This window comes from Homoserinimonas sp. (genome assembly GCF_056262345.1).
Map to the genome: position 1 here is coordinate 1 of NZ_JBACFR010000206.1, position 11,050 is coordinate 11,050.

Here is an 11,050-nt window from a genome sequence, read left to right on the forward strand (position 1 = left end):
TCGGCGTCGGGCATCGGCGCAGCCACCGCGAGCATCCTGCGCTCCCGCGGAGAGAAGGTCATCGGCATCGATCTGAAGGATGCCGAGGTCGTCGCAGATCTTTCAACCACTGAGGGCCGCACGGCAGCAGCGACCCAGGCGATCGAACGTGCCGGAGGAGTCATCGACGCCGTGATCGCCTGCGCCGGAATCTCTGCGCCGATCTCCAAGACCATGGCCATCAACTATTTCGGTGTGACCGAGCTGCTGACGCAGTTGCTGCCGGCGCTGCGGGCATCCGAATCGCCCCGCGCAGCCGTGGTCTCCTCCATGGCATCGCTGCAGCAGAACTCGCCAGAACTCGTCGCCGCCGCCCTCAGAGGTGACGAGGCTGCTGCGCTCGCCCTTGGAGATGCGCTCGCCGCAGAGGGCCCGCAGATGGGGTACCTCAACTACCCGTCGTCGAAGCGGGCACTCTCTCGCTGGGTTCGTCGCGCCGCCGTTTCGAGCGACTGGGCCGGCTCTGGTATCCCCCTCAACGCGGTAGCACCCGGCACCGTGATCACCCCGATGACCGCCGAGCTCTTGGCAACCCCCGAGGGCGCGGCGATGGTCGACAAGCACGTGCCGATGCCGCTCAACTCGCACCAGCCGCCGGAGTCGATCGCCCACGCGCTCATCTGGCTCACGAGCCCCGAGAACACGCACATGGCTGGGCAGACGATCTATGTTGACGGCGGGGCGGATGCCACGCTGCGCGGCGACGACGTTTGGTCGTGGAACGACTAGCGCAGGGCAGCGACTAGCGCCAAGCGGCGACTAGCCCCGGGCACCGGCTAGCCTCGCCGGCCGGGCGGTGGCAGAGCCGGGGTGCCGGGGCTAGTGTTCGCACTGTGAAGAATCCTCCCCTCGGATGGGCGCGATCATGATCGTTGCCGGACTCGTGCTCACCGCAATCGCGGCGCTCATCCACGTGTTCATCTTCTATCTCGAGTCGCTCGCGTGGACGGGGGCCCGAGCCAGGGCGACCTTTGGGATGAGCCCGTCGGAGGCCGAAACCACTAAGTCCCTCGCGTTCAATCAGGGGTTCTACAACCTCTTTCTCGCAATCGCCGTTGGCCTCGGCATTGTGCTCTACGCGCTCGGCCATCCGGTCGTGGGGGCAACCCTCGTCTTCACCGGGGCGGGCTCGATGGTGGCGGCGAGCGCGGTTCTCATCCTGTCGAGCCCCGACAAGGCCAGGGCGGCGCTTATTCAGGGGGTCATCCCGCTGCTGGGTGTAATCGCTCTGGCCGTCGGTCTCGCCGTGTAGCACCGGCCGGGCCATGGTTGTTCGCAGCGAACGACTGCACCTGGCCCTTTTGCTTGCGCTCACGTTTTCCACGGGGGTCGTGGATGCTGTCGGTTATCTCACGCTCGATCGGGTGTTCGTGGGCAACATGACCGGCAACGTTCTCATCTTGGGGATGGGTATTGCCGGGGCGGACGATCTGCCGGTGGCTGGCCCGCTCATTGCCCTGGCCGCGTTCGCCGGGGGCGCGACTGTCGCGGGCACCGCGATGCGGCAGGCTCCGTCTGGTTGGAACCGTCGGGTTACGGCGGTGCTTCTCGTGGCGGCTGCTGCCCACGCGAGCGCGGCACTGCCCGCCGCAGCCGCCTCGCGCGAAGCGCCCGTCGCGTTGTTCACTGCCATTGTTTTGCTCAGCGCCGCCATGGGGGCACAGGCCGGCATCGCTCGGCATCTCGGCATCGCCGATGTCTCCACTGTCGTCATCACTTCGACGCTCGTGGGTCTCGCGTTCGAGTCGAAGCTCGGCGCCAATAAGCGCCAGCGGTGGGGGCGCAGGGCGATGGCGATCGGATGCATGGCGGCGGGGGCGTGCGCAGGCGCGCTGCTTCTGCGCATTGGTTCGGAGTGGGCAGTGGTCGCTGCGGCGGTCATTACCGCAGCGGTGGCGGTGATCGGGGGCTCAGCGCGCCCGGCGGTGTCTGCCTAGCCGCGCGCTAAAGTGAACGGGCTATGGCTGACTCGCTGACCACCCTCACGCGCAGAGTTCTCTTTGCGCCGCTCGACGAGCCCGGCCGCACCGAGACGGTCGTGAGTCGCATCCGCTCGGCGATCACCCTGGGCATCTATGCCAATGGCGAGCAGCTCCCGAGCGAGATTGACCTCGCGGCGCAGCTGTCGATCTCGCCCGTGACCCTGCGCGACGCCCTCAAGGTGGTGCGAGAAGAGGGCCTTGTGCGCACGACCCGTGGCCGTTCGGGCGGCACCTTCGTGATCGCCCCCCACGAATCGAATATGCGGTTCTTCGAAAGCTCGCTTGCGCAGCTGAGCCCCATCGAACTGCGTGACCTTCTTGACTGGCAGGCGGCTCTCACCGGCCAGGCCGCGATTCTCGCGACCGAGCGCGCCTCTGCCCACGACATCCAGACTCTCGAAGCCACGGCGAGCCGCCTTCGAGATGCAGAGGACCCGATCTCGGCTCGGCGAGCGAACTCGCGTTTTCTCATCGAGCTCGCCGCGAGTTCCCGCTCGAGCCGCATCAGCAAGGCCTCGATAACGATGCAGATCGAGTTCTCGCCTCATGCGATGCTCGTGTTCCGCGACCGCGGCGCGCGCGCCGGCACGTCTGTGCTCGCGCGGCAGCTCGTCGAGGCGGGTGCCGCGCGAGAGACCGAGCAGGCCCATGCGGCGGCCACCAGGCTCAATGATTTTCTCGGCGAGGGCATCACCCACCTTCACCACGCGCTCCGCGAGCGCGAGGGCGGTGTGGCTGGCCCAGAAACCGGCAGCGTGAGTGCTGTCACGGCAGAAACAGGAGGCCGCCCATGATTGGTGATGACATCGTCAACGAGTTCGACGAACCGGTCGCGTTCGTGCGCCAGGTGCTCAGCGATCTCGCCGGGCGTGTGGTGGCGCTGCGGGGATCGGGCAGCCTGGGCCCCCAGCACCTAGCCGCGATGTCGAGCGCGCTCGAACCGGTGTGCGCCGATGCCATCACGCCAGTGCACCCCGAGATCGTGGGAGTCGGCGTGGTGTGGGTCGCCGATGAGACAGCGGGGGACGCCTCTGGCATGCTGTGGTGGCGAGCAGATGGAGGCGTGCTGGCCCCCAAGATGCACGTCTATAACCCCGAATCCGATACCTATTACGACTACGGGCGGTCGGAGTGGTTCCGTGCCGCGCGCGACAGCGAAGGCCTGGCGATTGTCGGCCCGTTCATCGATGCGTGGGGCACCGATGATCATGCGCTCACCCCATCGATGGCGATCGTCGACGATGAGGGGCAGTTCATCGGCGTCGCGGCGGCAGATCTCGATGTCGCGGTGGTTACCGGGCAGCTCGCGCGAATCCTCAGGCCGCACGGCGATCTGGTGTTGGCCGACGCCGAGGACCGAGCCGTCGCCTCTAATTACCCGATGCTCAGCCCCGGACTGCGGGTGGAGCCGTTCCTCACCAAGTCGGGGTACCGGGTCGCCGAGAGGGTGCCGCTGCACACGCACGGCTGGCAGCTCTTGAGGCTCGAGCGGTTCTAAGAGCCCGCTCCACAGCCCGCGGGCGTAGCGCACGACGTGTGCTGCCCCCCTTTTTTCTGCCCAGAATGCCTGCTTTTGGGCGCCATCATATGGCCCTGGCTGCCGCGTCGCTGTGATGTTTCAGCCACGTAAACAATGCGGAAAACGGCCGGGCCTCGCTAAAAGCGATAGTACTGTAGTGTTCCACCACCGGGCACCAGCCCGGAGCGGTCGCACAGATGCCATCACTCCTGAGCGACCAGATCGTTGAAGCACGCAGGGAGAGAACCACGTGAGCACTGACCGCAGAATCGTCATCATCGGCGCCGGCGTTGCCGGACTGACCACCGCACTTGAGCTTGCGGAGATGGGGTTCACCGACGTCACGGTCCTCGAGCAGTTCGGCCCGGGATTTGGTTCGTCGAGCAAATCAGCCGGCGTCATCGAGACCCAGTACCTCGACCGCTCAGGCATTCACGTGCGGGATTTCGGCCTGCGGTACTACGAGCGCTTCGCCGCCGACTACGGCATCCTCCTGGCCCGCTCCGGCTACCTGCGTTACGGCGCCACCGACGCTGACCTCGAGATCTTTCAGCAGAGCATCGACATCCAGCGTGAGTTCGGCATCACCGACCCCATCATCATGACCCCCCGCGAGATCGAGCAGCGCTGGCCGCGCCTCATCACGGACGACCGCGCCGGAGCCGTCTTCGGCCCGTCGGACGGGCACGTGGACAGCTATGAGTACGTGCTGCGTGCCGCCGCGGTACTCACGGCCAAGGGCGTTTCTGTGCAGAACGGCATCACCGTCGTATCGGCAACCCAGGGTGCCGACGAAAGCTGGTCGATCGAGACCAACAACGGCACGTTCGTCGCCGACGTCGTCGTCAACGCGGCTGGGCCGTGGGCTCGCAAGGTAGCCGACCTGTTCGGGACCCCCGTTCCCCAGAACAACCAGCTGCGCCCCAAGGTCAAGATTCACCACGAAGAGACCATCGACCCGCTGATCCCGTTCGTCATGGACTACGTTCCCGGCTCCGGGCTCGACGGCATCTACTTTCGGTCAGAGACCCCCAACGAGATCTTCGTCGGAATCCACACCGACGAGAGCATCCAAGAAGAGCGCGACCCCGAGGCCGCCCTGGGCGCAGCGCCGCAGGAGTTCATCGACCGTGTTCGCGAGCTGCTGCCGATGCGCCTGCGCGAGCCCCAGGGAATGTCGCTCGGCCGCACCTGGACCGGTCTCTACGCGATCTCGCCCGACAACAAGCCGATCGTGAGCCTCCACCCCGACGCCACGAACATCGTGCACGTCATGGGTGCTGGCGGGTCAGGCATACAGCTCGCCCCCGCGATGGGCCGCATCGCCGCTGAACTCGCGGCCACCGGTGAGACGACAACCTTCGCAGGAACCGACTGGAGCCTTGGCCGCTTCGCCAACAAGCACTAGTCGTCACACCCGACCCGCAACTCGATAGACCCCCGCTATTCAGAAGGAGCACCACCATGGCATCCGTCAACTACGCGTCAACGAGCCTGGGCGATGAAGCCCTCGACCTCGCCTACGAGGCCGCGCTTGTCAGCATCCGGTCAGAAGAATCGCCCATCGAATCGAACCTGATTGGCGGAGAGCAGCACGTCTCCGAGACGGTGATCGAGCGCATCGACCCCGTCGAGGGCAGCACTCGTGTCGGCGCAGCGTATGCGGCGACGCCCGAGCAGGTAACGGCAGCGATCACCGCGGCCCGTGGTCAGGCCAAGGCGTGGCGCAAGCGCGACTTTCGCGAACGCAACGCCATGCTGCTCGCGGCGCGCACCGATGTTGAGTTCGAGCTGACCCGCATTGCCGCGATCCTGTCGGCGGAGACGGGCAAGACCCGCCTTGAGGCGTATGGCGAAGCGCAAGAAGTGCTCGACATGATCTCGCACTACTGCGAGCTCTTCGAGAAGAACAACGGCTACGCGGCCCAGCAGAAGTCGACCGAGCGCGAGCAGAACCTCGACATCCTCGTGCCCTACGGCGCCTTCGCCGTGATCGCTCCCTTCAACTTTCCCGTGGCCCTCACCGTGGGAATGATGGTCGGAGCCCTCGTCACCGGCAACACCGTCGTGCTCAAGCCGAGCGATAAGACCCCGCGGTCGACCGCCGCGATCGGCGACATCTTTGCCCGCCACCTGCCCGCCGGCGTCATCAACGTGATTCACGGCGGAGCAGAGGTCGGACGGATGCTCGCCGAGGGCGACGTCGACGGCATCGCGTTCACGGGCTCGGCCCAGGTGGGATGGCAGCTCTTCGAGATGGCGGGACCCCGTGGGTTCCAGCGCCCGGTTCTCGCAGAAATGGGCGGCCAGAACCCGGCCATCGTGGCGGCCAGCGCCAACCTCGATGACGCCGCGGCTGGCATCGTGCGTTCGGCATTCGGTCTCTCGGGCCAGAAGTGCAGCGCCTGCCGCAGGGTAATCGTGGACGAGTCGGTGGCCGATGAACTGATCGCCAAGATCAAGGAGCGCGCAGAGCAGCTCGTCGTGGGCGACCCGATGGATCGTGCAACGAACCTCGGACCCGTCATCGACGACGCCATTGGAGCCCGCCTCGATGCTGCGCTTGCGACGGCGGCGGAGCACGGCACCATCGTTACGGGCGGTCGCCTCGACCGTGACGGCAACTTCTTCGCACCCATCGTGGTCAGCGACCTGCCCCTCGGCCACGCGCTCACCAAGGACGAGCTCTTCGGCCCGTTCCTCACCGTCATCAAGGTCAACGGAATGGACGAGGCTCTCGCCGAAGCGAATGCCGTCGACTACGGCCTCTCGGCCGGTGTCTTCTCGCAGGTCGATGAGGAGATCGAGCAGTTCTACGACGAGATCGAGGCGGGAGTTCTCTACTCCAACCGTGCCGACGGCGCGACGACGGGTGCATGGCCCGGCGTGCAGTCGTTCTGCGGCTGGAAGCGCTCGGGCACGTCAGGCAAGGGTGGCCTCGGCCTCCACTACCTCCCCGGCTTCATGCGCGAGCAGAACCGAACCATTGTGAGCAACGGATGATCGCGCGCGAGGCCTACCTCGAACACCCGCTTCCCTCCCGCGCCACCCGAGTGATGACGCGGGGCAACACCCGCTCAACGCTGTTCGTTCCCCCCGCGCCGCCCTACGCGGTTCAGGGCGCCGGCAGCATCGTCACCGATCAGCTCGGTCACAGGGTGATCGACTGCAACAACAACTACACGGCGCTCATCCACGGCCATGCAGTTCCGGAGATCACCGAGGCCGTCACCGGCCTGATCGGCAGGGGCACCGCGTTCGGTCTGCCGACCGAGAGTGAGATCGGCCTCGCCGAGCTTCTTGCTAAGCGCACGGGGCACTCAACGTGGCGCTTCTCCAACTCGGGCACCGAGGCCGTCATGACGGCCGTTCGGGCGGCGAGAGCATTCACGGGCCGCGACAAGCTCATTCGCTTCGAGGGCAGCTATCACGGAACATCCGATGCCGTCGTCAGCCGCACGGCCCCCGGAATCCCCGGCGGAGTGCGATCGGACGTCATCGAGGTACCCCAGGGTGACCGCGAGGCATTCGATCGGGCGATGGCAGAACACGGCAGCGACCTCGCCGCCGTGCTCATCGACCTGATGCCCAACCGCGCAGGTCTCGTACCCGCCGATGCTGCATTCGTTGACCATGTTCGGGAGGCCACCCGCCTCGTCGACGCCCTCATGATCGTCGACGAGGTCATCACGCTGCGCATGGCAACGAACGGACTCTCGGGCGCCTATGGTGTCGAACCCGACCTCATCACCGTGGGCAAGATCATCGGCGGGGGATTCGCGGTTGGCGGTGTCGGCGGCCGCGCCGATGTGCTCGCCGTCTTCGATCCTCTGGGCACCGGCACCGTAGGCTGGGGAGGCACGTTCAGCGCCAACCCCATCACGATGACGGCCGGCCGAATCGCCATGGAGTTGTTTGACGACCAGGCGGTTGCCGACCTGAATGACCGCGGGGATGCCCTGCGAAACGCCCTCACCGAGGCGGGTGTCGCCGTGAGCGGAAGCGGGTCTCTGACGAGACTGCGCGAACCGCTCGACCTCGGCGAGCTCTGGTGGGCTGCGTACGAGCGCGGAGTAATGCTCGGCACCAATGGACTGCTTGCCCTGTCGACGGCGATGTCGGCCGACGATCTCGAGGCAATCGAACGCGCCTGCGTTGACGCCGTGCACGCGCTGCGAGGAAGGAACTGACATGACGGACCACACAAACGAGGCTGCGCCCATCCTGCGGCTCGAGCACATCCACAAGACCTACGGCGATCACACCGCCGTCGGTGACGTGTCGCTCGACGTCAAGAAGGGCGAGGTCGTCGCGATCATCGGCCCGAGTGGCTCGGGCAAGAGCACGCTTCTGCGCTGCATCAACCAGTTGGAGGTTCCCGACTCAGGAACCCTCGAGGTGCTGGGCAGCAACATCGACTTCGCGGGCCGCGTTTCGGCCGCAGACCTGCTCGACCTGCGCCGCAAGGTCGGCATGGTGTTTCAGTCGTTCAACCTGTTCCCGCACATGAGTGTTCTGCGCAACGTTTCGTTCCCGCAGGAGCGGGTGCTCGGCCGCAGCCGGGCTGAGGCCGACGCTCGCTCCCGCGAGCTGCTCGAGCGCGTTGGCCTCGGCGCCAAGATGGATGCCTACCCGCAGAAGTGCTCCGGCGGTCAGCAGCAGCGCGTCGCGATTGCGCGCGCACTTGCTCTTGACCCGCAGATCATGCTCTTCGACGAGCCGACATCGGCGCTCGACCCCGAGCTGGGGCTCGAGGTGCTGGCCGTCATGCGCCAGCTCGCCGACATCGGCATGACAATGATCGTGGTCACCCACGAGATTCACTTCGCCGCCGATGTGGCCGACCGCCTCATCGTGATGGCGGATGGCGCGATCATCGAGGAGGGGGAGCCGCGCGAGCTGCTCGCCAACCCCACGACCGAGCGCGCGAGAAAGTTTCTCTCGGCCATTACGGACCGCTGATGGATCTGTTTCTCAAGATCCTTGCCGCCGTTCCGGTCACGCTTTTTGTGACCCTGGTCAGCTTCGCAGTCGGCGCAGTTCTCGCCCTCCCGCTCGCAGCGGGCAGGCGGGCGCCGTATGCCATCGTTCGCGTGCTCAGCAAGGGCGTGATCGACATTCTGCGCGGCATCCCGCCCGTCGTATTCATCTTCATCCTGTTCTTTGGAGTGGGCTCGTCGGTGATCCGCTGGGACCCCGTGTTCGCCTCGATCATGGGACTCGCGCTGATTTCGGCCGGTCACCTGGCTGAGATCTACCGGGGCGGTCTGCTGGCGGTGCCCGCCGGGCAGTTTGAGGCCTCCTCCGCCCTCGGGCTCGGGCGCGCGACCATCTTCGCCAATGTCATCGGGCCGCAGGCCTTTCGCGTGGCGATTCCCGGCATGGTGACGTGGCTGATCAGCCTGCTCAAGGACTCGTCGATCGTCTCGACCATCGGCGTTGTCGAAATCATGTTCGTCACCAATCAGGCGGCGCGCAGCACAGGGGAGGGGCTTCTGCCCTTCGTGATCGCCGGCGCCGTCTACATCGCCATCGGCAGCCCGCTCGCTGCGCTGTCTCGCTGGCTCGAAAAGAAACTCAGCTTCGGAAGGAGGGGCTAGGCCATGGAACTGCTTTCAGATTGGCTCGAATGGTCCCCGCGTTTGCTCTCCGGGCTCTGGGTGAGCGTGCAGGTCACGGCGCTCAGCCTGCTGGTCGGCATCCCGCTCGGGCTTGGGCTCGCCCTGCTCTCGTCGGTCAAGAGCCGCATCGTTCGCATCCTCACGATGATCTTTATCGAGGTGGGGCGCGGAATGCCCGCGATCGTGATGTTGCAGATGGTCTATTTCGGTCTGCCCGAGTTCAACATCGTGCTCGACTCGTTTATGGCCACCGTTGTCGCCCTCTCGCTCACGACCTCCGCCTACACGAGTGAGATCATCCGGGCCGGCCTTCGCGCCGTGCCCGACGGTGAGATCGAGGCGGCCGATGCCCTCGGCATCAAGCGGCTCGACGTTATGCGCTTCATCGTGATCCCACAGGGCTTCCGCATCGCGCTTCCCACTCTCATGGGGTTCGCCATTCTCATCCTCCAGGTCAGCTCCCTCGCTTTCACGCTGGGTCTGCCCGAGCTGCTGAGCCAGGCCTACTCGGTGGGTGCATCCACCTTCCACTACCTCGAAGTGCTCACTCTCGCGGGGCTCATGTACCTCGTGATCACCGTGCCAGGGGGCTGGCTCGTCGAGAACTTCGAGAAGCGACTCAGCCGCCACCTGAGTTAGCCCCACCCAGCGTCACCAATCACAACCCGAAATATCCACACAACAAGGAGTCGAAATGAACAAGCGTTCTCTCACGGGCATCGGCGGCGTCGCCGTTGTGTCTGCACTGCTGCTTACTGGATGCTCAGCCGCGTCGGAATCAACCGTCGCTGATGACTGCGAGCCCCGCACAGGGGTCGAGACGGTGAAGGAGGGTGTGCTCACGGTTGCGCTCACCAACACTCCGCCGTACTCGTTCGAGGCCGACGGCGCCATCTCTGGCATCGACAGCGACATGATGACCGAGTTTGCCGCGGAGGAGTGCCTGAGCATCGAGTTCGCGCCGTACACCTACGCGACCGCCATCCCGGCGACCGAGCAGGCTCGCGTCGACGTTTCGCTCGGCGGTTTCTACCGCACCGAAGCTCGCGCTGAGGTTGTCACGCTGAGCGACCCGCTCTACCTGGACGAGCTGAGTGTCTACTCCGAGGAGGGCTACTCCACGGTTGACGAGCTGCTCGGCAAGACCATCGGGACCGTTGAGGGATACCTCTGGGTCGACGACCTCAAGAACCTGCCCGGCACCGAGACGCGCGTCTACCCCGACTCGCTGAGCCTGGCCCAGGACCTCAAGGCCGGCCGCCTGGATGCTGCGCTCGACGGCTATGGAGCCGCGACGATCGCCACCCAGGGCGAGGACTACGTGATCGAGGTCCTCAAGGAAGACGCTCGCGTCGACTCGACCAACGTGCCGTCGCAGACTGCTGTGCTCTTCGCCCCCGCCAACACGGCGCTGTCTGACGCCTTCAACGTCCTCGCGGCCGAGATGCGTGAAGACGGCCGTCTGGTCAAGATCCTCGCCGCCTATGGCCTCCCGGCCTCGGCCGCCGAGGTTGGAGACTCGCGTCTGATCTAGCGTTCGCTAAGCACAAATCGGGCCCCCGCAATGCGGGGGCCCGATTTTTTTTGGTTCAGGGGGTGCCGGTTACGGCGGCCCAAGACCGAGCGCGTTAGTGAGCCGTGGCTCGCTGCGCGGCGAGCCGCACGGGCGCGTTCACGGCACCGTAGCCGTCATAGCCGCCGCGGCGCTCAACGATTTCGAGGAATACGCCGCCCACCGTCGGCGTGTAAAAGTGGATGAACTCGCCATCTGCATCCCGATCGTAAAAGAGATCCAGCTCCTGCAGCGTGGCAAGAAATCCTTCGTCGAGGTCGAACCGGGCCGAGAGATCGTCGTAGTAGTTGCGGGGGATCGGCAAGAAGGTGAGCCC

At 65.7% G+C, this 11,050-nt stretch carries 12 protein-coding genes and 1 pseudogene; 12 read left to right on the forward strand and 1 reads right to left on the reverse strand.

All coding sequences use genetic code 11. From position 1 onward, the window contains the following. The 12 genes from AC062T_RS09830 to AC062T_RS09885 all read left to right on the forward strand — a co-directional run. Positions 1 to 768: SDR family oxidoreductase (locus AC062T_RS09830; protein WP_476029573.1), on the forward strand; the 768-nt coding region annotated here is incomplete at its 5' end. Between the two features lie 136 nt (positions 769 to 904). Further along, on the forward strand, positions 905 to 1,291 hold the full coding sequence (locus tag AC062T_RS09835) for a DUF1304 domain-containing protein (RefSeq protein ID WP_476029593.1): 387 nt from the start codon (positions 905 to 907) through the stop codon (positions 1,289 to 1,291). Positions 1,292 to 1,304: 13 nt separating this feature from the next. After that, on the forward strand, positions 1,305 to 1,976 hold the full coding sequence (locus AC062T_RS09840) for a YoaK family protein (protein ID WP_476029575.1): 672 nt from the start codon (positions 1,305 to 1,307) through the stop codon (positions 1,974 to 1,976). A 23-nt stretch (positions 1,977 to 1,999) separates the two neighbouring features. Further along, positions 2,000 to 2,815 carry a FadR/GntR family transcriptional regulator gene (locus tag AC062T_RS09845; RefSeq protein ID WP_476029577.1) on the forward strand — a complete coding sequence of 272 codons (816 nt, stop codon included), beginning with the start codon at positions 2,000 to 2,002 and terminating at the stop codon, positions 2,813 to 2,815. Further along, positions 2,812 to 3,519: a cache domain-containing protein gene (locus tag AC062T_RS09850; protein WP_476029579.1), complete on the forward strand. Its 708-nt coding sequence runs from the start codon at positions 2,812 to 2,814 to the stop codon at positions 3,517 to 3,519. The genes AC062T_RS09845 and AC062T_RS09850 overlap by 4 nt, the downstream gene beginning before the upstream one ends. A gap of 271 nt (positions 3,520 to 3,790) precedes the next feature. Next, positions 3,791 to 4,948: an NAD(P)/FAD-dependent oxidoreductase gene (locus AC062T_RS09855; RefSeq protein WP_476029581.1), complete on the forward strand. Its 1,158-nt coding sequence runs from the start codon at positions 3,791 to 3,793 to the stop codon at positions 4,946 to 4,948. Between the two features lie 56 nt (positions 4,949 to 5,004). Further along, positions 5,005 to 6,543 (forward strand): aldehyde dehydrogenase family protein, encoded by a 1,539-nt coding sequence (locus tag AC062T_RS09860; RefSeq protein ID WP_476029583.1) that lies wholly within the window; start codon positions 5,005 to 5,007, stop codon positions 6,541 to 6,543. Continuing rightward, complete coding sequence (locus tag AC062T_RS09865) at positions 6,540 to 7,730, forward strand: aminotransferase class III-fold pyridoxal phosphate-dependent enzyme (RefSeq protein ID WP_476029585.1); 1,191 nt, start codon at positions 6,540 to 6,542, stop codon at positions 7,728 to 7,730. The genes AC062T_RS09860 and AC062T_RS09865 overlap by 4 nt, the downstream gene beginning before the upstream one ends. A 1-nt stretch (position 7,731) precedes the next feature. Continuing rightward, on the forward strand, positions 7,732 to 8,502 hold the full coding sequence (locus tag AC062T_RS09870) for an amino acid ABC transporter ATP-binding protein (protein ID WP_476029587.1): 771 nt from the start codon (positions 7,732 to 7,734) through the stop codon (positions 8,500 to 8,502). Further along, positions 8,502 to 9,140 (forward strand): amino acid ABC transporter permease, encoded by a 639-nt coding sequence (locus AC062T_RS09875; RefSeq protein WP_476029588.1) that lies wholly within the window; start codon positions 8,502 to 8,504, stop codon positions 9,138 to 9,140. The genes AC062T_RS09870 and AC062T_RS09875 overlap by 1 nt, the downstream gene beginning before the upstream one ends. Before the next feature lie 3 nt (positions 9,141 to 9,143). Continuing rightward, complete coding sequence (locus tag AC062T_RS09880) at positions 9,144 to 9,800, forward strand: amino acid ABC transporter permease (protein ID WP_476029589.1); 657 nt, start codon at positions 9,144 to 9,146, stop codon at positions 9,798 to 9,800. 55 nt (positions 9,801 to 9,855) lie between these two features. After that, positions 9,856 to 10,695, forward strand: coding sequence for a substrate-binding periplasmic protein (locus AC062T_RS09885; RefSeq protein ID WP_476029591.1), 840 nt, complete (start codon positions 9,856 to 9,858; stop codon positions 10,693 to 10,695). A gap of 94 nt (positions 10,696 to 10,789) precedes the next feature. Here AC062T_RS09885 and AC062T_RS09890 read toward each other — a convergent pair. Beyond that, positions 10,790 to 11,050, reverse strand: a pseudogene (locus AC062T_RS09890) (sugar phosphate isomerase/epimerase and 4-hydroxyphenylpyruvate domain-containing protein); the annotation flags it as partial.